Source organism: Citrobacter sp. Cpo089 (genome assembly GCF_030332695.1).
GTDB lineage: Bacteria > Pseudomonadota > Gammaproteobacteria > Enterobacterales > Enterobacteriaceae > Citrobacter > Citrobacter portucalensis.
In genome coordinates this window covers 100,886-121,115 of sequence record NZ_JAOWHJ010000073.1, presented here as the reverse complement: position 1 = coordinate 121,115, position 20,230 = coordinate 100,886, and the positions used below count along the sequence as shown (strand labels likewise).

Sequence of the window (20,230 nt, the reverse complement as noted above, 5' to 3'; positions counted from 1 at the left end):
GTGTCCCTCTCCCTTAGCGGATATTAATCAGTGCATCAAACAACGCATTCGCGGTCTGCAGCACTTGAGCGTTAGCCAGGTAATACTGCTGAAAACGCTGTAAATTACCGTACTCTTCGTCGAGGTTAACGCCGGAAATAGACTGTTGCTGCCGGTAAAGCTGTGTCACCACGTTGTTCTGGGTGGTGGCGCTGGTTTTCAGCGTAGCGGTTTTGTTCCCGACATCGCTTACCAGCGTGGCATATGCATCGTTGAAGGTCTTATTGCCGACAGTCGCTTTGGTTTGCAGATCTAACAGTTTCTGACCGTTACGGTTGTCGCTCTTGCCTTTATCGATGGTGGGGTCCGTATCATTTTTAGACACTTGAGCCATGGCGATTTTCGACTCATCGGTCACCATAACTTTCATATCAACGATAGCGTTACTCACGGGTTTTACAGTAAAACTGTCATTAGCTTTCGCGCCAGCATTAACGGTGATTTCCATCCCGTCAAAGGACATTTTTCCACCGGTAACGGTGGCTTTGAAACTGGTATTATCCGCCAGGCGAGTAACCTGCCAGTCCTTCCCATCAAAAACGATTTTATAATCTGTCGCCTGCACGGCGGAGCTGTCAGTGATCTTAGCGCTTAACGATCCTGTACCCGTATTTTTCGCGTTGTTGAAGACTTCCGGGCTGCCGATAGCAAAGAAATCCTTACCCTGATCGCCGTTGGCATCAAAACCTTCTTTATGCTGGGTGTTAAACGCATCGGCAAATGCAAGCGCCAGTTGGCCGAGGGTATTACGCGTCTGATCCAGCTCCTGAGAACGGAAGGTGAGCAGTCCGCCCAGTGAACCGGTATTCAGCAGTTTCTCCGGAATTTCAACAGCTCCGGCAACGCCATCAACGTAGGCCACAGTTGTACGATTAGGATCATCGCTGGAAGGCACTGCCGCCAGTTGGCGTGCATTGCTACCCTGTACCAGCGAATAACCGTTCGCCATGGTCAGGTTGTAAGTGCCACCATCCTGAACGCTGACTTCAACACCGACAATCTGATTCAATTCACTGACCAGTTGATCGCGCTGGTCAAGCAGGTCGTTAGGAGACGCACCTGCGCCGACGCCTGTCATACGAGAAATCTGGTCGTTGAGGCTGGCAATTTGTTTCGAATAGTTGTTGATCTGATCAACGCTGGCTTTAATCGCGGTATTGACCTGCTTATCCTGATCGCGAAGATACTGGTCGGTCGTTTTAAACTGATTGACCAATCCATCAGCTTTACCGATTAGCGCCTGGCGTGCCGCCGGATCTTCGGCGTTGCTGACCAGCGTTTGCAGGCTGGTAAAAAAGTCCTGCATGGAGGTCGAAATAGAACTGGTTTTGCTGGAGAGCAGATTGTCGATTTTTGACATTTGCTCATAACGTGTCGTCAGACCGCTGCTCTGGTTCTGCGCTGCTCGCAACTGGTTAGTGATAAAGGAGTCATATTCACGTTGTACACCAGAAACATAGACACCATTGCCTACCCAGCCCCCCGCACCCAGCGTGCTGTTCGCTTGCGCCATAATTGTCGTCTGTCGGGTATATCCGGCAACGTTATAGCTGGAGATGTTGTTACTGGCAGTATTCAACGCGGCCTGCGCTGCGCTGAGTCCACTCATCGCGTTATTAATCAAGCTGGACATGGAGGTTCCTTGTAATCCTTCAATACTCGTTATTATCGGCAGCAGGTCGGTAGACTTGAGCTATTTAAAAGAGATTATCGATGTTCGTGCTGTAGGTTTTGCTCACTTTTTCACTCATCGATTTCAACTGCTGGATCATGCTGGTTAATTTTCGCGCATAGTTAGGGTCCGTGGCGTAACCCGCATTTTGCAATGCCTGCGCCCCTTGCTCGGCGGTCGCGGCAGCGGTCACTGCCGCATAGCGCGGGTTACGTGATATCAGACCGACATAATCCGACAACGCCTCAAGGTAAGAGCTATAGACGCGGAATCTGGCTTTCACCTTTTTCGCCTCACCGTTCTCATATTCAGTTGTGGTGATTTCAGTGGTTGGACCTTTCCAGCTTCCCGAAGCCTTCACGCCAAAAATGTTAAAGCTCGGCTCACCGTTCTCACGGCGAATTTGTCGCTGCCCCCATCCGGATTCCAGCGCCGCCTGTGCCAGAATAAGATGATGCGGGACCCCGCTTTGCTGGCTGGCCAGCTTAGCCGGCAGCGATAGCTGGGCGAGGAAATCTTTGCTGTCACCTGACAATGGCTCATCATTGCTTTCTGTCGCCCGGGGGATGGCTTTGCGGACCAGTTGCGTCAGTGCCTGATTTTGATAGCTGGTCACCGTTTCCAGTGAAAACTTCATCGGCACCTGCGGCGCGTCATCCGCAGGTTGCGCTTGCCCTTCAGTCATCTGCTTGACCATCATTTCAGCCAGCCCCAGACCTTTGCCTGCGGTCATTTGCTGCGCAATTTGTTGGTCATACATACTGGTATACAAGCGCGTTGAATCGCTGCTAAATACGCCATCTTTCGGCAGAGCTTCACGCATGCTTTTCAGCATCATCTGCACGAACATCCCTTCAACCTGACGGGCGACCGGACGGATATTCGCCGCCGGGTCCTGACCCGCTTTCGCTTTCAGTTCGTTCAGTGATTGCGCATCCCAGGCAGCGCTGGTCAGCAGTTTGCTGTCACCAATCATTAGATGATTTCCAGTTTGGCGCGTAAGCAACCCGCGCTCTGCATCGATTGCAGAATGGACATCAGATCCATCGGCGTTGCCCCCAGCGCATTCAGCGCACGCACCACATTGTTCAGGTTGGCGCTGGAACGCACGCTTTGCAGTGAACCACCGCTTTGGCGCAGGTCAATCTGGGTTTGTGGCGTCACCACGGTTTGTCCACCGCCAAACGGTGTGTCCGGTTGGCTGACGTTCGCCTGGCGGTTCACCGTAATCGACAAGTTGCCTTGTGCCACGGCACAGCTATCCAGCGTCACTTCGCGGTTCATGACAACAGATCCGGTGCGCGAGTTGATAATCACTTTCGCATCCTGCGGCGTGACGTTCACCTCAATATTCTGGATATCAGCGAGGAAACGCACCTGCGAGCTGTTGCCGCTTGGCACGCGCACCTGAATGGTTCGGGCATCCAACGCCGTTGCGCTACCAAAGCCACGCGAGCGGTTGATGGTGTCGGTAATCTGCTGCGCCATCGTGAAATCTTCATTATTGAGCTGCAGATTAATGGTGTTACCACCGCCGAACTGGCTGGGTAATTCACGTTCGATAATCGCACCGTTGGTAATGCGTCCACCATTGAGCTGGTTAACCTGTACGCTACTACCACCTGCAGCCGCGCCCGCACCACCCACCAAAATATTCCCCTGAGCCAGCGCATATACCTGACTATCGACCCCTTTTAACGGGGTCATCAGCAGCGTACCGCCGCGCAGGCTTTTGGCATTCCCCATAGAGGAGACCACTACGTCGATGGTTTGTCCCTGACGACCAAATGCAGGAAATGACGCGGTAACCATCACCGCCGCCACGTTTTTCAGCTGCATATTGGTGCCAGTTGGCACGGTTATCCCCAACTGCGAAAGCATGTTATTGAGCGTTTGCGTTGTAAACGGCGTCTGTGTGGTCTGGTCACCCGTACCATCCAGACCGACTACCAGCCCATAACCTATCAACGAGTTTTCCCGCACGCCCTGAACGCTGGTCAGGTCACGAATACGGTCAGCATGCGCAAAGGTGGTTATCAGCACCAGTACCATTCCAACAAAAGATTTAAACACTGGGTACCTCGCTTACATCGGCGACAAGTTAAGGAAGAAACGCTGCAACCAGCCCATATTCTGCGCTTCATTGATGTAGCCGTTACCGACGTACTCAATACGCGCGTCCGCAACCTGGGTTGACGGTACGGAGTTGCTGCCACTGATGGTGCGCGGGTTTACAACCCCGGAGAAGCGGATGAATTCAGTGCCCTGATTTATAGCGATCTGTTTTTCACCCACGACATGTAAGTTGCCATTCACCAGTACCTGATCGACCGTTACGGTCAGCGTACCACTGAAGGTATTTCTGGCGTTCGCGCCGCCTTTACCGTTAAAGGAGTTACCGCCGGAGGCTTCTACGTCGGCACGTTCGTTACCGAACAATCCTTCCAGATAGCGCGGTACGGTATCAAAGCCAAAGTTTGTCTTGCCGTCGCGGCTGGCGTTCGCCGAAGAGCTTTTGCTCGCGCTGACGTTTTCCTGCAATACGATGGTCAGCGTATCGCCAATATTGCGTGGACGACGGTCTTCAAAGAGTGGCTGATAACCATAGTTAATCGGTTGTGCCGACTGGAAGATTGAGCCATTCGCCACCGGCGTTGGACCTGGAACGGGCTGGGCAGACGTTGCTCCCTGCACGAGCGGCGTGGCCGGGATCCAGGCACATCCTGTTAGTGAAACCACCAGCAGGGCTAAAATTGGGTATGGGTGAAGCGCGTATTTTCGCATTGCGGTCATCTTCAAAATCAGTGTGCCGGTGAGGTTTTCACCCCACCGGACTCCACTTTAGAGTTGCGTCAGTTTTTGCAGCATCTGATCGGTGGTCGATACCGCTTTACTGTTGATTTCGTAAGCGCGCTGAACCTGGATCATGTTTACCAGCTCTTCCGCCACGTTGACGTTAGAGGTTTCAACATAGCCCTGATACAGCAGACCCGCGCCGTTCAGCCCTGGCGTGCTCTCATTCGGCGCACCGGATGACTGCGTTTCGGTGTACAGATTCTCACCAATGCTTTCCAGACCGGTATCGTTCATGAAGGTTGTCAGGTTAAGCTGCCCGACCTGAACAGGCGCCGCCTGCCCCTGTTGGGTCACGCTGACAATACCGTCGCGTCCAATGGTGATACTGAGCGAGTTAGCCGGAATAGTGATGGCAGGCTGAACCTGAAAACCACCCGCCGTCACCAACTGACCGTTCTGATCCACCTGGAAAGAACCGTCGCGGGTATAAGCGGACGTACCATCGGGCAACATGACCTGGAAAAAGCCCTGGCCTTTAATCGCCACATCTTTACTGTTGTTGGTCTGCGACAGGTTACCCTGGCTGTGTAAACGCTCGGTCGCAACCGGACGTACGCCGGTACCAATCTGCAAACCAGACGGCAGTGTGGTCTGCTCAGAAGACTGTGCACCAGGCTGACGAATCGTCTGGTACAACAGATCTTCAAATACGGCACGTTGGCGCTTAAATCCGTTGGTGCTGACGTTTGCCAGGTTGTTGGCAATCACATCCATGTTGGTTTGCTGCGCATCCAGGCCGGTTTTGGCGATCCATAATGAACTGATCATAAAATGTCCTGTATTAACTCATCGACAGCAGTTGGTTGGCGCGACCCGCGTTATCATCCACGCTACTGATAATTTTCATCTGCATTTCAAAGCGGCGGGCGTTGGCGATCATGTCGCTCATCGCAGCAACCGGTTTAACGTTACTGCCTTCCAGCACGCCCGACATCACGCGAATGCTGGGGTCAGCCTGTAACGTTGCACCACGGGTAGCCTGTGCGGCCTGGGTCAGGCGGAACATACCGTCATCACCACGTTGCACTTCAAGCCCTGTTGCCTTCACCAGCTTCAGCCGCCCCACTGGCGCGACCGTATTAGCCGGATCGCCAGGGTTAAGTGCAGAAATTGTCCCGTCCGCCGCAATGGTGACTTCTGAACCTTCCGGTACGGCTATCGGTCCAGCTTCGCCAATTACCGGATGCCCCTGAATAGTCAGTTCACCCGTAGGGCTTACCTGAATAGCGCCGTTACGGGTATACCCTTCGCTACCGTCTGCGGTCTGCACAGCCAACCAGCCATCTTGTTGCAGCGCCACATCCAGCGGGCGGGAGGTATAGTCCATCTGACCCGGCGTCATGTCGGCCCCCGGCGTGGAGGCCACCACCAGCGTACGCGTCGGTAAAGACAATCCTTCTACAGGAACCGCGCGCAGCGCATTGAGCTGCGCACGAAACCCTGGCGTGGAGGCGTTTGCCAGGTTGCTGGCCGTCACCGCCTGTTGATTCAGCGTCTGACTGGCCGCGCCCATGGCGGTATAAATTGCGTGATCCATTAAGCCATCCCGTCAGGCGCTTAGCGCAGGTTGACCAGCGTGTTGAGGATCTGATCCTGGGTTTTGATGGTCTGCGCGTTCGACTGATAGTTACGCTGGGCGACAATCATATTCACCAGTTCTTTACTCAAATCCACGTTTGACGCTTCCAGCGCGCCGTTGGTCAGCTTGCCGAAGTTACCTTCGCCTGCGGTACCCAGTAGCGCCACGCCGGAAGACTGAGTCGCCGCCCAGACGTTGTCGCCCTGAGACGCCAGACCTTCGTTGTTGGCAAAGTTTGCCAGCACGATCTGCCCCAGAACCTGTTGCTGTTCGTTGGAGTAGTTACCGACCACCGTACCGTCATTGTTAATCTGGTAGCTCACCAGATCGCCCGGCTTGTAGCCGTTCTGATTCGTGGCGACGATGTTGTTGGCACCGGTGTTCTGCTGCATGGAGTTCAGGAAACTCAGAGAGAAGTTCGCAGGAACTGCGCCATTGATCGTACCGGTGGAGATCTGAATTTGCGGTTGGGCATTAGCTGGACCTTCAACGGGGATTTTTGGTCCATCCGGATCTGCTGGATCGACTGGCACCGTCCCTGCAACATAATTATTCACAGAAGTCAGCGTACCGTTAGCACTAAAGTTCATCACCGCATTCTTGCTGGCAACTGAACCCGTAACGCTGGCGTCCTGGGTGTAGACATCCCATTTGTTAGGGCCTGTTTTGACATAAAAAATATTCATGTCATGGGCGTTACCCTGGCTATCGAAAACGGTAACGCTGCCTTTTTTGTTGTAGGAATCGGCATCGCTTGGGTTAAACGGGGTCTTGGTAGGGACCTTGTCAGTGGAGTTCAGGTTGACCTGCATTGACGCAGTGGTGGTGGATTTAGCCGCCATCAGCGTATTCGGGATAGTGATCGGTGCCGGGTTCGCACCCTGCTGAACTGTTGGCGGTGTACCGGTAGCCGGATAGCCCGTCAGCTGCAGCCCCTGCATGTTAACGATATTGCGGTTTTCATCGAGTTTGAACTGACCGTTACGGCTGTAGAAAACGGAACCGTTGCTGTCTACCATACGGAAAAAACCGTTCTGGCTGATAGCAACATCCAGACCACGTCCGGTGTTGGTGGTCGTACCGTCGGTAAAGTCCTGAGTAATACCCGCAACTTTAACGCCCAAACCGACTTTCGAACCGGCAAACATATCGGCAAAAGATGCCGTGCCAGATTTAAAACCGTAGGTGGCGGAGTTGGCGATGTTGTTACCAATGACATCGAGGTTGGTCGCTGCAGCGTTCAGACCGCTGACCGCTTGAGAAAAGGCCATGACTTACTCCTGATAAGTGTGAAGGCTTAAATTATCTGCCGTACTTCGTCGAGGGTGGTGGTTCCATAGGTGCCCAGATCCAGCGTATTACCGCCGTTACTGCGAATAACGCCCTGCACCAGCGCAAACTGAAGCGGCTGGGCCACCAGTTGCGTTCCGCCATTACTGGCAGCAATTGACACGTTGTAAGAACCGCTTGGTGCATCCGTGCCATCGGTCATGGTGCCGTCCCAGGTAAAGGTATGAACGCCTGCTTTCAACCCGCCAATGTCAATGGTGCGCACCACTTTGCCGTCTTTATCGGTAATGGTTGCGGTAACCTTATCTGCCGGTTGCTGCAGCTCAACGCCAAATGGTGTTGTCGTGGTTTTGGCACCTTCTTCTGTCCCTTTACCGGTCAGGATGGTGGTACCCGGGATCATGACCCCGTGGCCAATCAGCGTACTGGCCTGCAGCGACTGACTGTTGTCGATCTGCCCGGAGATTGACCCTAACGTGGTGTTCAGCTTCTCAATCCCGCTCACGGTACTGATTTGCGCCAACTGGGTAGTCAGTTCGTTGTTTTGCAGCGGGTTGGTAGGGTCCTGGTTTTTCAGTTGTGCAACCAGCAGCGTAAGAAAGCTGCTTTGCAGGTCAGCGGCGTTGCTGCCCGTCAGTGAGCTATTCCCCGTGGCGGCATTAACCCCCGTCGTGCTCGGGTCATTCATTTTTACAGCAATAGACATGTGCGCCTCCTTTACTGGCCTAGCGTCAACGTTTTAAGCATCAAGCTTTTCACGGTGTTGAGCACTTCGACGTTTGCCTGATAGCTACGTGAGGCAGACATGGTGTTGACCATCTCGCCAACAACGTCCACATTCGGCATTTTCACGTAGCCATTCGCATCGGCCAGCGGATTACCGGGTTCATAAACCAGCTTATCCGGCGCCTGACTTTCAATGACGTCAGCGACTTTTACGCCACCGGTTGCCGCACCTGGCGCAGCATCTACCTGAAAAACAACCTGCTTCGCGCGATACGGCTGACCGTCGGGTCCGCTGACGCTATCCGCATTCGCCATGTTGCTGGCCGCGACGTTCAGGCGTTTAGACTGAGCCGTCAGCGCAGAACCTGCGATATCAAAAATATTTAACAGCGCCACGAATTAGTTCCCTCCTTGCAGCACGTTCATCATGCCTTTGATTTGTCCACCCAGCGCCGTCAGCCCCATTTGATATTTGAGGCTGTTGTCTGCAAATTGCGTGCGCTCCCGGTCCATATCTACCGTGTTGCCATCAAGAGATGGCTGGTCAGGAATACGGTAGAGCAGCTCCGTAGACGGCGCAGAAACGGTCTGGGCCGGAATGTGTTGTGCAGAGGTCAGCGTCAACGAAACGCCGCCGGTTTCTTCCCGTCCTCGCACCATGACTTTTTTTAATTCACTGGCGAAATCCAGGTCGCGCGCCTGATACCCCGGCGTGTCGGCATTGGCAATGTTGGCCGCCAATATTTCCTGGCGTTGGGCGCGCAAATTCAGCGCTTCCTGTTGAAAACGTAAGGCGGCGTCGAGCTTATCGAGCATATCTCCTCCGCAAATGACAAAATTCAGCCGACAGCTTAAATCCCATTACGCGCGCGTTATCGCCGGAATAAACGCAAAATGCGTCGCTATTTGTTGCGTTGATGACTGCGTCACACAGGTAAAATCCTGCCACTACCTGAAAAAGCGCGAGGTTTTGATGCAAACGTTTAAACGTGGAATAGTCGTGGCAGCATTGCTGTTCAGCCCTATGACGCTGGCACAAGACCTGAATTCGCAGCTAACGGCATGGTTTTCCCAGCGCCTGGCCGGATTTAGCGATGAGGTGGTGGTCACTATCCGAACGTCACCTAACTTACTGCCGAGCTGTGAGCAACCAGCATTAAGCGTGTCAGGTAGCGCAAAACTGTGGGGTAATGTGAATGTGCTGGCTCGCTGTGCCAACGAAAAACGTTATCTGCAGGTGAACGTGCAGGCGACGGGAAACTACGTTGTTGCCGCTGCGTCCGTAGCGCGAGGTAGCACCCTGACCCCGGCCAGCGTAACGCTGAAACGTGGTCGACTGGACCAACTACCGCCGCGCGCGGTGCTGGATATGAGTCAGGTGCAGGATGCAGTGAGCCTGCGCGATCTGGTGCCGGGCCAACCGATACAGCTTTCGATGTTGCGCCAGGCATGGCGGATCAAGGCCGGTCAGCGCGTATTGGTTATTGCCAACGGAGATGGCTTTCGGGTCAATGCCGAAGGTAAAGCGCTGAACAACGCCGCTGTCGCACAGAATGCGCGAGTGCGGATGATTTCAGGCCAGGTGGTGAGCGGCGTCGTCGATTCTGATGGGAATATTCTTATTAACCTATAATAGGTTAAAGATTTTTTAGCGTGTGCCGATAGATAAACAACCAATGATTACAGCGGGCCGCTATAGCGTAACCCCTCGATGAGGAAAAATAAAATGAGCATTGATCGTACCTCACCATTGAAGCCAGTAAGCACCGTTCAGCCGCGTGAAACCAGCGATGCGCCGGTACAAAAAGCGCGGAAGGAAAAAACCACCGCGACCACCAGCACCAGCGTCATGCTGAGCGACGCCCAGGCCAAACTGATGCAGCCTGGCACCAATGACATCAATATGGAACGCGTGGAAGCACTGAAAACCGCAATCCGTAACGGTGAATTGAAAATGGATACCGGAAAAATTGCCGACTCGCTGATTCGCGAGGCGCAGAGCTACCTACAGAGTAAATAAAGTATGACTCGTTTGTCAGAAATACTTGACCAGATGACGACTGTCCTCAATGACCTGAAAACGGTAATGGATGCTGAACAGCAGCAGCTTTCCGCAGGGCATATCAACGGCAGCCAGCTACAGCGTATTACAGAAGAAAAAAGCTCCTTGCTGGCAACCCTTGATTATCTTGAGCAGCAGCGCCGCCTGGAGCATGACGCCACGCGCAGCGCCAATGATGAGATTGCTGAACGCTGGCAGACTATCACCAAGAAAACACAGCATTTACGCGACCTCAACCAGCACAACGGTTGGCTGCTGGAAGGGCAGATCGAGCGTAATCAACAAGCAATACAAGTGCTGAAACCGCACCAGGAACCGGCGTTGTATGGCGCAAACGGTCAAACCTCTGCTGCGCACCGCGGCGGGAAAAAATTCTCTATTTGATATCAGCCTGATAACGTTTTGCTTATCAGGCCTACGCCTTTTGTAGGCCGGATACGGCGTTATGCCGCCATCCGGCATTGATCCATTACGCCGTCCGGCGCACAAACTCTTTTACTTTAAAGCCCAGTACGGCGAGTGCTGCGAAGTAAGCGGCAATACCTGCCACCACGACCGCCATCAGACGCAGCAGACGCCACAACATCGTTCCCTGCGACCAATCCGGCATGATGTAGAGCATCCCAACCAGCACCGCAGACATCACCAGCACGGAAATCACCAGACGCGCCAGGAACCAGCTCCAGCCCGGTTGTGGGGTAAAGATTTTCTGTTTCCGCAGTTGCCAGTACAGCAGTGAAGCGTTCAGACATGCCGCCAGACCAATCGACAGCGACAATCCGGCATGCTTTAACGGCCCGATAAACGCCAGGTTCATCACCTGGGTCATAATCAGCGTCACAATGGCAATCTTCACTGGCGTTTTAATATCCTGGCGCGAGTAAAAGCCCGGAGCCAACACTTTCACCACGATCAAGCCAATCAAACCTACCGAGTACGCCACCAGCGCACGCTGGGTCATCGCGGCATCAAAGGCGGTAAATTTACCGTACTGGAACAGAGACACCGTCAGCGGTTTGGCCAGAATACCCAACGCTACGGCACTCGGTAATGCCAACAGGAAACACAAACGCAGGCCCCAGTCCATCAGGCGACAATATTCATCATGATTACCGCTGGAAAAACTTTTGGACAGCGATGGCAGCAGGATAGTCCCCAGCGCCACGCCCAGAACACCGGACGGAAACTCCATCAGACGGTCAGCATAATACATCCATGAAACTGAGCCAGAGGCCAGAAACGAGGCGAAAATCGTATTGATGATCAGTGAAATCTGACTGACCGATACCCCAAGGATCGCTGGCCCCATTTGCTTGACGACACGCATCGCCCCTGCATCACGGAAGTTCACGCGCGGCAGCACCAGCATGCCAATTTTCTTCAAGTGCGGAAGCTGATAAATCAGCTGTAGCACGCCGCCAACCGTAACGGCCCACGCCAGCGCCAGCACCGGCGGGTTAAAATAGGGTGCCGCAAATAGCGCGAAGCCGATCATGCTGATATTCAGAAAGGTCGGGGCAAATGCAGGAATGGAAAAGCGGTTCCAGGTATTAAGGATCGCACCAACCAGTGAGGCCAGTGAAATCAGTAGAATATAGGGAAAAGTGATCCGCAGCAGTTGAGTGGTCAGCGCAAATTTATCCGCTGTGTCGGCAAATCCCGGCGCGGTAACTAATATCACCCATGGCGCAGCCAACATCCCGGCTACCGTCACCACGGCCAGCGCCAGCGTCAACAGTCCGGAAACGTAGGCAACAAACACGCGGGTAGCATCTTCCCCCTGCTTGCTTTTGTACTCAGCAAGAATCGGCACAAATGCCTGCGAAAATGCGCCTTCGGCAAAAATTCGGCGCAACAGGTTAGGAAGTTTGAATGCCACAAAAAAGGCATCTGTCGCCATCCCTGCACCAAAGATTCTGGCGACAATCGCATCACGCGCAAAACCCAGCACACGTGAAAACATCGTCATCGAGCTGACGGCTGCCAGCGACTTTAATAAATTCATCTATGTTGTATTCCAGACTCTGAGGCAAAACCCCGACAAACCTGCCCGTAGGTCGGATAAGGCATTCTCGCCGCCATCCGACACTTTTGCTGTGCCTGATGGCGACACCCTGGCACCTTATCAGGCCGACAAACCAGCCTATGGTTGAAAAGAGGTGTTATTTTGAGTGGGCATATAGTACCTGGATTACAATGAATTACTACCGCCAGATGTTACAGGGGATTATTCAGCCATCGCCTCCCGCCACAGCTTTTCAACAACACGCTGGGCCAGTAGCGCCTGCTCGCCTGCCGTCTGGGGAACCGTTTGATTTTGCACGCACTCAATGAAATGACGCGCACATCCGGCAAAACCACGCTGTTCTAAGGTCGTTTGCCAGCCCGCTATCGGCTTATGAATAACACCTTGCCCACGCTCTTCCCGCCATTCCCGCATATCAGTTACGTCAATCAGGCCGCCGTCCGTCACCGCCTGCACGCTCTCGCGCTGGCTACCGGCACGGCGATGCATACTGGTCGTTATCTGCATTTGACCGACAGAAAAATGATGCTCGGCGTAGAGCATCGCACCAGATTCATTGGTCAGCAGCGTGCCGTTATTTAACTGCGCCTGCCCTCCCGCCAGCCACAAAGCGGTATCGACCACGTGCAGATAGTCGTCCAGCAGAGTAAAGCGCAGATCGTGCGGCCCAACGCTATCCGTACGGTGCTTATCCATACGTACAGACGCTGCACTGCCCAACTGGGTTTTGAGATCCTGGTACAGCGGTGCAAATCGACGGTTAAACCCGACCATCAGCGTGAGTTTTTTCCGCGCGGCCAGCTCGACCAGTTGCTCAGCCTCGTGCAGATTTTCCGCCAGCGGTTTATCCACGCACACGTGGACTCCGGCATTCAGCAATTCACTAACTACCGCATGGTGCGTCGCGGTACTGGAATGGACGAAAACCGCGTCGCAGGTTTGCGCCAGATTCTTCAATGAATCCACGTAGGGTATTCGCCAGGTGTCACAGATACGCTGTGCTTTATCGCGCGAAGGTGAAAAGGCGCCTTGCAGCGTCCAGTCCGCGGAGGTGCCCAGCACGGGTAGCCAGGCCTTTTGTGCAATACCGCCAAGGCCGACTACACCGATACGTAATTTATTCACGTTAGTCTCCCAGGTGCGCCAGCAAGGAATCGAGTCGCTGCTTAAGTTCTGCGACTTCCGTTTCTAGCGCTTCCACGCGCGCATGCAGATCGCCGGAGGCTGCAGGGAGTTCATCTGCCGCGGCAATGGCTTCATCAACCTCACCACAAAACAGGTGCATATAGCGACTTTCACGTTTGCCCGGCTCACGCGCCAGGCGGATCACATAAGGCCCATCTTCCCGGTTCGCCAGATTTTCCAGCGTCGACTCCACTTCGGCCATGTCGCTGAATTCGTACATACGGGATGCGCGGCTACGCAGTTCACCAGGCGTCTGAGCGCCCCGCAGCAGCAGTGTGGTGATTATGGCCACCTCTGCGGCACTAAGTTTCAGATTGCCAAATTCAGAGTTGCAGAAACGCTGCTCATATTTCGTGACGCGATTGCCAAAGCCGCTCACCGTGCGCAGAAAATGTCGCTTAACCAGGTTATCCAGTTGCTCCTGCACGTCCGATTCCGACAGGTTCATCACCGGTTCACGATTCGTTTTTTGATTGCAGGCTGTTACGACTCCATTAACGGAGAGTGGGTACTGTTCCGGCGTGGTCACTTGTTTTTCTAATAAACAGCCAATCACTCGTGCTTCGGTGGCGGTTAATTCGTATTTCATCGTCTTCTCCATTAATCATGGCTGCATCTGAAACTTAGCGGCCGGGGGTCCATTCTGATGTGGTCAACGCCGTCAGCACGTGATCGCGCCACTGCCCGTCAATCAGCAGGTAGTCTTTGGCATACCCTTCTTTTTCAAAACCCAGTCGCGCCAGCAGGTCACCGCTGCGTTTATTATGTGGCATGTAGTTAGCCATAATGCGATGAATATGTTGCGTGCGCTGCATATAACGGATGGCCGAGGTTAAGGCTTCATACATTAGCCCCTGCCCCTGCCACTTCTGCGCAATGGAGTAGCCGAGATAACAGGCATGGAAGGATCCCCGCACCACGTTTGAGAAGTTCGCAACGCCGATAATTTCTTTTTCGTCCGGATCGAGCAGCGCAAAATAATAGGCGGTGCCCTGTTTATGAAACTCAGAGATCATGCTCAGACGCGCCTGCCAGCCGGACGGATAGCAGTGGCTTTCATCGCGAATAGGTTCCCAGGGTTTTAAGAAATGACGATTTTCTGCGTAATAATCTGCCAGACGCCAGGCATCACGCTCATGCACTAAACGCACGACCAGGCGGTCGGTGGTTAAGCGCACTTTTGGCACGTTACTGCGATAGCCAAACATTCTATACCTACTCCTTCCCGTAACGTCTTCAATACGCTATTCGCATTACTATACCTGTGCGAATACACCCTGTGAAAAGAGCAAAATGCCATTTTTTGAATTATTCACACATTTTGATGAAAACTCTCTATCAAGACGGACTTTTGATAAAAAAATATTGTCCCGCGAAGGGTGGGAAAAGCGATGACGACACCGCAGAATAGGAGGTGCTTATCTTTTAAACTCTATCCAGAGTGACGAGTTTTTCCCTGGAGGGGAAATGTCGCAAGTCTCGCAGGCAAGGAACCTGGGTAAATACTTCCTTCTCATCGATAATATGCTGGTCGTGCTGGGTTTCTTCGTCGTTTTCCCGCTGATCTCAATTCGTTTCGTCGACCAAATGGGCTGGGCCGCCGTGATGGTCGGTATTGCACTAGGATTACGTCAATTTATCCAGCAGGGGTTGGGTATTTTCGGCGGCGCTATTGCGGACCGTTTTGGTGCAAAACCGATGATAGTCACCGGCATGCTGATGCGCGCTGCCGGGTTCGCCACCATGGGCATTGCCCATGAGCCGTGGCTGCTGTGGTTTTCCTGCTTTCTCTCCGGACTGGGCGGTACACTATTCGACCCACCCCGCTCGGCGCTGGTGGTTAAACTGATCCGCCCGGAAAAGCGCGGGCGCTTTTTCTCTATTCTGATGATGCAGGATAGCGCCGGGGCCGTGGTTGGCGCGTTGCTTGGCAGTTGGTTATTGCAATACGATTTCCGTCTGGTCTGTGCCACCGGCGCAATTTTGTTCGTTCTGTGCGCGGCGTTTAACGCCTGGCTGCTCCCGGCATGGAAGCTGTCGACGGTGAAAATTCCAGTGCGCGAAGGGATGAGCCACGTGATGCATGACAAGCGCTTTGTCACCTATGTGCTGACGCTGGCAGGCTATTACATGCTGGCGGTACAGGTGATGCTGATGCTGCCAATCATGGTGAACGACATCGCAGGTTCACCGGCCGCCGTGAAATGGATGTATGCCATCGAGGCGTGCCTCTCATTGACGCTGCTCTATCCAATTGCCCGCTGGAGTGAAAAACGTTTTCGCCTTGAGCATCGCCTGATGGCCGGTCTGCTGGTGATGTCTCTGAGCATGATGCCGATCGGTCTGGTCGGGAATTTGCAGCAGTTATTCACCCTAATCTGCACGTTCTATATTGGCTCGATCATCGCCGAACCCGCGCGTGAAACCCTGAGCGCCTCACTGGCGAACGCTCGGGCCAGAGGAAGCTATATGGGCTTCAGCCGACTGGGACTCGCTATCGGTGGCGCGATTGGTTATATCGGCGGCGGCTGGCTGTTTGACATGGGCAAGGCCCTGGCACAGCCTGAACTGCCCTGGATGATGCTCGGTATTATCGGCCTCATCACCTTCCTGGCACTGGGCTGGCAGTTCAGTCTCAAACGCCCAACGCGAGGCATGCTGGAGCCAGACGCCTGATAGCCGAGCCTGCTTCCGGGCGCTTTTCAGTTTTTTCTGCTGGCGTCCGGGGCGCTGGTACTCGATGATGCTTTGTGTCACGATTACGCCACATGCATCATGTTGAGGAACCCCATGAAAAAGTTTTTTTTTGCCGCTGCACTGATTGTCAGCGGCCTGTTGGTTGGTTGTAATCAACTCACGCAATACACGGTTAGCGAGCAAGAAATTAATCAGGCCCTGGCAAAGCATAATAACTTTTCTAAAGATATCGGCTTGCCCGGCGTTGCTGAAGCACACATCGTACTAAATAATCTCGCCAGTCAGATTGGCCGTGAAGAACCCAATAAAGTGACGCTGACCGGTGACGCCAACCTGGACATGAATTCCCTGTTTGGCAGTCAAAAAGCGACCATGAAGCTGAAGTTAAAAGCCTTACCGGTATTCAACAAAGAGAAAGGCGCAATTTATCTGCAAGAGATGGAAGTCGTGGATGCGACCGTTACACCAGAAAAAATGCAGTCGGTACTACAAACGCTGATGCCTTATTTAAACCAGTCGCTGCGTAACTATTTCAACCAGCAGCCAGCCTACATTCTGCAGGATGACAGCAGTCAGGGTGAAGCTCTGGCGAAAAAACTGGCGAAGGGAATTGAGGTGAAACCGGGGGAAATCATCATCCCGTTCACCGACTAATAAAACTGAGGGCGCCGATGCGCCCTTTTTTTTCGTGCAAACGAAAACGTTTCCGCTTATCCTTTGTTTCCGGCAAAAAAGACTATCCTCAGCCGGAGCATATTGATGACTGCACCATCCCAGGTTTTAAAGATCCGCCGCCCAGACGACTGGCATCTTCACTTTCGCGATGGCGACATGTTAAAAACTGTCGTACCCTACACCAGTGAAATTTATGGTCGCGCCATTGTCATGCCGAACCTGGCACCGCCCGTCACCACGGTTGACGCGGCTATCGCTTATCGCCAGCGCATTCTTGACGCGGTACCTGCCGGACACGACTTCACACCATTAATGACCTGCTACTTAACGGATACGCTGGATCCCAACGAGCTGGAACGTGGATTTAACGAAGGCGTATTCACCGCAGCAAAACTCTATCCGGCCAATGCCACCACCAACTCGACGCATGGCGTAACCTCTATTGACGCCATCATGCCGGTGCTGGAGAGGATGGAAAAATTGGGTATGCCGCTGCTGGTGCACGGCGAAGTGACGCATGCAGATATCGATATTTTCGATCGCGAAGCGCGCTTTATTGAAACGGTGATGGAACCACTGCGCCAGCGTTTGACCTCGCTGAAAGTAGTGTTCGAGCATATCACTACCAAAGATGCTGCCGAATACGTGCGCGACGGTAACGAGCTTCTGGCAGCGACTATTACGCCACAGCACCTGATGTTTAACCGCAACCACATGCTGGTTGGCGGGATTCGTCCTCACCTGTACTGCCTGCCGATCCTCAAACGTAACGTCCACCAACAGGCGCTGCGTGAACTGGTTGCCAGCGGGTTTACGCGCGCCTTCCTCGGTACCGACTCAGCGCCGCACGCACGTCATCGCAAAGAGTCAAGCTGTGGCTGTGCGGGATGCTTTAATGCACCGACCGCACTAGGCAGCTATGCCACCGTGTTTGAAGAGATGAATGCGCTGGACCATTTCGAAGCCTTCTGCTCACTCAACGGCCCACAGTTCTATGGTTTGCCGGTCAATGAGAGCTTTATTGAGCTGGAACGCGTGGAGCACCTGGTTCCTGAGAGCATTGCACTGGAAGACGATACGCTGGTACCTTTCCTGGGTGGCGAAACGGTACGCTGGTCAGTAAAAAGCTAAAAAAAGTGTAGCCAACTGATGCGAATGACTGTATAAATAAACAGTATATTCCACAGGGGGCTACTATGCGTATTGAAGTCACTATTGCCAAAACTTCACCTTTACCTGCCGGTGCAATTGACGCACTGGCAGGTGAACTCTCCCGCCGTATTCAGCACCATTTTCCGGATAACGAAGGTAACGTTACCGTCCGTTATGCCGGCGCAAACAATCTGTCGGTTATTGGCGCGACCAAAGAGGACAAAGAACGCATCAGCGAGATCCTACAGGAAACCTGGGAAAGCGCGGATGACTGGTTCATCAACGAATAAATAATGATATGCAGTGATGTTTGTTTGCCGGGTCGCCCCGGCTTTTTTATACACGCAATCTTGTAATCAATCGCGCATTTCTTCTGACGAGCATTTAATTTAATATTAACCCACCGATTATCTTTTAACCAAAACAGCAAAATAATTGTGCAACATACTAAAAAAAAATGAATAACATGTCGTTTTCTTAGTCAGATAACGCTGAAAACAAAAAATTTATGCCCTTCCCTCTTTAAATTTTCAATGAATACCCTTATTTATTGATATACTGAAGTTGCTTCAGAAAAAAACGCATTGAACCTCGAAAACCGTTGTCTAGTAACACGAATTAGGGGGCATGATGGAAAAGAATAATGAAGTCATTCAGACTCATCCGCTTGTAGGGTGGGACATCAGCACCGTTGATAGCTACGATGCGCTGATGCTGCGTTTGCACTACCAAACCCCGAACCGCCCTGACCCGGATGGGACTGAAGTTGGTCAAACGCTCTGGTTAACCACTGATGTTGCCAGGCAATTTATTTCGATATTAGAAGCAGGAATCGCCAAAATTGAATCTGGCGATTACCAGGTTAATGAGTATCAGCGACATTAAACCTGATACATCCAACCATCAAAAGGCACCTTAGCGGTGCCTTTCTTATTTCCAGGTTGAATATTCCAGGTCAGTTATTTACCCTTCTACTATCGCGATTGCAGAGAGAAGCGGATGAAATACGACTTAATCATTATTGGCAGCGGTTCGGTAGGCGCCGCAGCTGGATACTATGCCACTCGTGCCGGTCTGAAGGTTCTGATGATCGATGCGCATATGCCACCACATCAACAGGGCAGCCACCACGGTGATACTCGATTAATTCGTCATGCTTATGGCGAAGGCGAAAAATACGTTCCGCTGGTGCTACGTGCGCAAACATTGTGGGATGAACTGTCCACCCATAATGAAGAACCGATTTTTGTTCGCTCCGGAGTTATCAACCTCGGTCCGGCAGAGTCAACCTTCTTAGCAACTGCAGCGCAAAGCGCAAAACAGTGGCAACTTAACGTTGAACAATTAGATGCAGCCGCCATCATGGCTCGCTGGCCGGAAATTCGCGTACCTGACAACTATATCGGTCTGTTTGAAGCGGAGTCCGGTTTTTTACGCAGTGAGTTAGCAATTAAAACCTGGATCCGTCTGGCGGAAGAAGCAGGCTGTGCGCAACTGTTTAAATGCCCGGTCAGCGCAATTCATCACGGTGATGATGGCATCACGGTAGAAACGGCTGACGGTGACTACCACGCGAAGAAAGCAGTGATCAGCGCCGGTACCTGGGTGCAGGCTTTAGTCCCTGAACTACCGATACAACCTGTGCGCAAAGTGTTCGCCTGGTATCAGGCCGATGGGCGCTACAGCGTTAAGAATAACTTCCCGGCCTTCACCGGCGAACTGCCAAATGGCGATCAATACTACGGTTTCCCGGCTGAAAACGACGAGCTGAAAATAGGTAAGCACAATGGCGGACAGGTAATTCACTCTGCAGAAGAGCGTAAGCCATTTGCCGCTGTAGCCAGCGACGGTTCTGAAGCCTTCCCATTCCTGCGCACAATTCTGCCTGGCGTTGGTTGTTGCCTGCACGGCGCATCCTGCACTTACGATAATTCACCGGATGAGGACTTTATAATTGATACTCTGCCGGAACATGACAATACGCTGATCATTACCGGGCTGAGCGGACATGGCTTTAAGTTTGCTTCTGTACTGGGAGAGATTGCGGCAGACTTCGCTCAGGACAAACCGTCTGACTTTGACCTGACCCCCTTCAGGCTAAGCCGTTTTAAGTGATAATAAATGAATGGCCTCGTTGGTGAGGCCATTTTTAATGACAGGAATAACGTCAATGCGTCGTATCTTTCACTATCTGGGTGATGCTGCCAACTTACTGATTTAGTGTATGATGGTGTTTTTGAGGTGCTCCAGTGGCTTCTGTTTCTATCAGCT

General features: G+C 52.8%; 23 protein-coding genes. 9 read left to right on the top strand and 14 right to left on the bottom strand.

Annotation, left to right across the window (positions count from 1 at the left end; genetic code table 11):
* Positions 1 to 13 precede the first annotated feature (13 nt).
* The 10 genes from flgK to flgB form a co-directional block, all read right to left on the bottom strand.
* A complete protein-coding gene (gene flgK / locus OGX92_RS20415; RefSeq protein WP_003832167.1) occupies positions 14 to 1,672 on the bottom strand; it encodes a flagellar hook-associated protein FlgK in 1,659 nt (552 codons plus the stop codon).
* A gap of 64 nt (positions 1,673 to 1,736) precedes the next feature.
* Entirely contained in the window at positions 1,737 to 2,687 is a 951-nt protein-coding gene (gene flgJ, locus OGX92_RS20410; RefSeq protein ID WP_016152632.1) for a flagellar assembly peptidoglycan hydrolase FlgJ, read from the bottom strand.
* Complete coding sequence (locus tag OGX92_RS20405) at positions 2,687 to 3,763, bottom strand: flagellar basal body P-ring protein FlgI (protein ID WP_032934416.1); 1,077 nt, start codon at positions 3,761 to 3,763, stop codon at positions 2,687 to 2,689. The genes flgJ and OGX92_RS20405 overlap by 1 nt, the downstream gene beginning before the upstream one ends.
* Positions 3,764 to 3,796: 33 nt before the next feature.
* Positions 3,797 to 4,495, bottom strand: a complete 699-nt coding sequence (locus tag OGX92_RS20400) for a flagellar basal body L-ring protein FlgH (protein WP_032934415.1) — start codon at positions 4,493 to 4,495, stop codon at positions 3,797 to 3,799.
* Between the two features lie 57 nt (positions 4,496 to 4,552).
* Positions 4,553 to 5,335, bottom strand: a complete 783-nt coding sequence (gene flgG / locus OGX92_RS20395; RefSeq protein ID WP_003036202.1) for a flagellar basal-body rod protein FlgG — start codon at positions 5,333 to 5,335, stop codon at positions 4,553 to 4,555.
* 13 nt (positions 5,336 to 5,348) lie between these two features.
* On the bottom strand, positions 5,349 to 6,104 hold the full coding sequence (locus OGX92_RS20390) for a flagellar basal body rod protein FlgF (RefSeq protein ID WP_003832161.1): 756 nt from the start codon (positions 6,102 to 6,104) through the stop codon (positions 5,349 to 5,351).
* 20 nt (positions 6,105 to 6,124) lie between these two features.
* The gene (gene flgE, locus OGX92_RS20385; RefSeq protein ID WP_164562943.1) at positions 6,125 to 7,417 is read right to left on the bottom strand and encodes a flagellar hook protein FlgE; all 1,293 of its coding nucleotides are present in this window, start codon (positions 7,415 to 7,417) and stop codon (positions 6,125 to 6,127) included.
* Positions 7,418 to 7,443: 26 nt separating this feature from the next.
* Complete coding sequence (gene flgD / locus OGX92_RS20380) at positions 7,444 to 8,142, bottom strand: flagellar hook assembly protein FlgD (protein ID WP_003832158.1); 699 nt, start codon at positions 8,140 to 8,142, stop codon at positions 7,444 to 7,446.
* Between the two features lie 11 nt (positions 8,143 to 8,153).
* Positions 8,154 to 8,558: a flagellar basal body rod protein FlgC gene (gene flgC, locus OGX92_RS20375; RefSeq protein ID WP_003036191.1), complete on the bottom strand. Its 405-nt coding sequence runs from the start codon at positions 8,556 to 8,558 to the stop codon at positions 8,154 to 8,156.
* Between the two features lie 3 nt (positions 8,559 to 8,561).
* Positions 8,562 to 8,978, bottom strand: coding sequence for a flagellar basal body rod protein FlgB (gene flgB / locus OGX92_RS20370; RefSeq protein WP_003036189.1), 417 nt, complete (start codon positions 8,976 to 8,978; stop codon positions 8,562 to 8,564).
* A 157-nt stretch (positions 8,979 to 9,135) separates the two neighbouring features.
* Between flgB and flgA the strand changes: the two genes are divergently transcribed.
* From flgA to flgN, 3 genes are all read left to right on the top strand, one after another.
* Positions 9,136 to 9,795: a flagellar basal body P-ring formation chaperone FlgA gene (flgA, locus tag OGX92_RS20365; RefSeq protein WP_003832155.1), complete on the top strand. Its 660-nt coding sequence runs from the start codon at positions 9,136 to 9,138 to the stop codon at positions 9,793 to 9,795.
* Positions 9,796 to 9,888: 93 nt separating this feature from the next.
* Positions 9,889 to 10,182, top strand: a complete 294-nt coding sequence (gene flgM / locus OGX92_RS20360; RefSeq protein ID WP_003832153.1) for a flagellar biosynthesis anti-sigma factor FlgM — start codon at positions 9,889 to 9,891, stop codon at positions 10,180 to 10,182.
* Between the two features lie 3 nt (positions 10,183 to 10,185).
* Positions 10,186 to 10,608, top strand: a complete 423-nt coding sequence (gene flgN, locus OGX92_RS20355) for a flagella biosynthesis chaperone FlgN (RefSeq protein ID WP_003036178.1) — start codon at positions 10,186 to 10,188, stop codon at positions 10,606 to 10,608.
* An 85-nt stretch (positions 10,609 to 10,693) separates the two neighbouring features.
* Here the strand turns inward: flgN and murJ are convergent, their stop codons facing one another.
* The 4 genes from murJ to rimJ form a co-directional block, all read right to left on the bottom strand.
* Positions 10,694 to 12,229 (bottom strand): murein biosynthesis integral membrane protein MurJ, encoded by a 1,536-nt coding sequence (gene murJ / locus OGX92_RS20350; RefSeq protein WP_003832150.1) that lies wholly within the window; start codon positions 12,227 to 12,229, stop codon positions 10,694 to 10,696.
* 222 nt (positions 12,230 to 12,451) lie between these two features.
* Positions 12,452 to 13,375 (bottom strand): Gfo/Idh/MocA family protein, encoded by a 924-nt coding sequence (locus tag OGX92_RS20345; protein WP_003832149.1) that lies wholly within the window; start codon positions 13,373 to 13,375, stop codon positions 12,452 to 12,454.
* Position 13,376: 1 nt separating this feature from the next.
* Complete coding sequence (locus OGX92_RS20340; RefSeq protein ID WP_126318503.1) at positions 13,377 to 14,024, bottom strand: YceH family protein; 648 nt, start codon at positions 14,022 to 14,024, stop codon at positions 13,377 to 13,379.
* A gap of 34 nt (positions 14,025 to 14,058) precedes the next feature.
* The gene (gene rimJ / locus OGX92_RS20335) at positions 14,059 to 14,643 is read right to left on the bottom strand and encodes a ribosomal protein S5-alanine N-acetyltransferase (RefSeq protein WP_003832145.1); all 585 of its coding nucleotides are present in this window, start codon (positions 14,641 to 14,643) and stop codon (positions 14,059 to 14,061) included.
* 259 nt (positions 14,644 to 14,902) lie between these two features.
* On the opposite strand from rimJ, the gene mdtH reads away from it, so the two are divergent.
* The 6 genes from mdtH (at position 14,903) to solA (ending at position 20,074) form a co-directional block, all read left to right on the top strand.
* The gene (gene mdtH / locus OGX92_RS20330) at positions 14,903 to 16,111 is read left to right on the top strand and encodes a multidrug efflux MFS transporter MdtH (RefSeq protein WP_003832142.1); all 1,209 of its coding nucleotides are present in this window, start codon (positions 14,903 to 14,905) and stop codon (positions 16,109 to 16,111) included.
* 114 nt (positions 16,112 to 16,225) lie between these two features.
* Positions 16,226 to 16,786, top strand: coding sequence for a lipoprotein (locus OGX92_RS20325; RefSeq protein WP_020996498.1), 561 nt, complete (start codon positions 16,226 to 16,228; stop codon positions 16,784 to 16,786).
* A 105-nt stretch (positions 16,787 to 16,891) separates the two neighbouring features.
* Entirely contained in the window at positions 16,892 to 17,938 is a 1,047-nt protein-coding gene (pyrC, locus tag OGX92_RS20320) for a dihydroorotase (protein ID WP_148362129.1), read from the top strand.
* A gap of 65 nt (positions 17,939 to 18,003) precedes the next feature.
* Positions 18,004 to 18,249 (top strand): DNA damage-inducible protein I, encoded by a 246-nt coding sequence (dinI, locus tag OGX92_RS20315; protein WP_003036157.1) that lies wholly within the window; start codon positions 18,004 to 18,006, stop codon positions 18,247 to 18,249.
* Positions 18,250 to 18,589: 340 nt separating this feature from the next.
* Entirely contained in the window at positions 18,590 to 18,844 is a 255-nt protein-coding gene (bssS, locus tag OGX92_RS20310; protein ID WP_003036154.1) for a biofilm formation regulator BssS, read from the top strand.
* Between the two features lie 114 nt (positions 18,845 to 18,958).
* A complete protein-coding gene (gene solA, locus OGX92_RS20305) occupies positions 18,959 to 20,074 on the top strand; it encodes an N-methyl-L-tryptophan oxidase (protein ID WP_003832138.1) in 1,116 nt (371 codons plus the stop codon).
* Positions 20,075 to 20,230 lie beyond the last annotated feature (156 nt).

What these genes read in the sequence shown, in the direction of transcription:
- flgD (WP_003832158.1), bottom strand. Translation starts at nt 8,142, where the DNA reads ATGTCTATTGCTGTAAAAATGAATGACCCGAGCACGACGGGGGTTAAT.
- bssS (WP_003036154.1), top strand. Translation starts at nt 18,590, where the DNA reads ATGGAAAAGAATAATGAAGTCATTCAGACTCATCCGCTTGTAGGGTGG.
- flgK (WP_003832167.1), bottom strand. Translation starts at nt 1,672, where the DNA reads ATGTCCAGCTTGATTAATAACGCGATGAGTGGACTCAGCGCAGCGCAG.
- flgJ (WP_016152632.1), bottom strand. Translation starts at nt 2,687, where the DNA reads ATGATTGGTGACAGCAAACTGCTGACCAGCGCTGCCTGGGATGCGCAA.
- murJ (WP_003832150.1), bottom strand. Translation starts at nt 12,229, where the DNA reads ATGAATTTATTAAAGTCGCTGGCAGCCGTCAGCTCGATGACGATGTTT.
- pyrC (WP_148362129.1), top strand. Translation starts at nt 16,892, where the DNA reads ATGACTGCACCATCCCAGGTTTTAAAGATCCGCCGCCCAGACGACTGG.
- OGX92_RS20405 (WP_032934416.1), bottom strand. Translation starts at nt 3,763, where the DNA reads ATGGTACTGGTGCTGATAACCACCTTTGCGCATGCTGACCGTATTCGT.
- flgA (WP_003832155.1), top strand. Translation starts at nt 9,136, where the DNA reads ATGCAAACGTTTAAACGTGGAATAGTCGTGGCAGCATTGCTGTTCAGC.
- flgG (WP_003036202.1), bottom strand. Translation starts at nt 5,335, where the DNA reads ATGATCAGTTCATTATGGATCGCCAAAACCGGCCTGGATGCGCAGCAA.
- flgN (WP_003036178.1), top strand. Translation starts at nt 10,186, where the DNA reads ATGACTCGTTTGTCAGAAATACTTGACCAGATGACGACTGTCCTCAAT.
- dinI (WP_003036157.1), top strand. Translation starts at nt 18,004, where the DNA reads ATGCGTATTGAAGTCACTATTGCCAAAACTTCACCTTTACCTGCCGGT.
- OGX92_RS20340 (WP_126318503.1), bottom strand. Translation starts at nt 14,024, where the DNA reads ATGAAATACGAATTAACCGCCACCGAAGCACGAGTGATTGGCTGTTTA.
- OGX92_RS20325 (WP_020996498.1), top strand. Translation starts at nt 16,226, where the DNA reads ATGAAAAAGTTTTTTTTTGCCGCTGCACTGATTGTCAGCGGCCTGTTG.
- flgE (WP_164562943.1), bottom strand. Translation starts at nt 7,417, where the DNA reads ATGGCCTTTTCTCAAGCGGTCAGCGGTCTGAACGCTGCAGCGACCAAC.
- flgM (WP_003832153.1), top strand. Translation starts at nt 9,889, where the DNA reads ATGAGCATTGATCGTACCTCACCATTGAAGCCAGTAAGCACCGTTCAG.
- rimJ (WP_003832145.1), bottom strand. Translation starts at nt 14,643, where the DNA reads ATGTTTGGCTATCGCAGTAACGTGCCAAAAGTGCGCTTAACCACCGAC.
- mdtH (WP_003832142.1), top strand. Translation starts at nt 14,903, where the DNA reads ATGTCGCAAGTCTCGCAGGCAAGGAACCTGGGTAAATACTTCCTTCTC.
- flgB (WP_003036189.1), bottom strand. Translation starts at nt 8,978, where the DNA reads ATGCTCGATAAGCTCGACGCCGCCTTACGTTTTCAACAGGAAGCGCTG.
- OGX92_RS20390 (WP_003832161.1), bottom strand. Translation starts at nt 6,104, where the DNA reads ATGGATCACGCAATTTATACCGCCATGGGCGCGGCCAGTCAGACGCTG.
- OGX92_RS20400 (WP_032934415.1), bottom strand. Translation starts at nt 4,495, where the DNA reads ATGCGAAAATACGCGCTTCACCCATACCCAATTTTAGCCCTGCTGGTG.
- solA (WP_003832138.1), top strand. Translation starts at nt 18,959, where the DNA reads ATGAAATACGACTTAATCATTATTGGCAGCGGTTCGGTAGGCGCCGCA.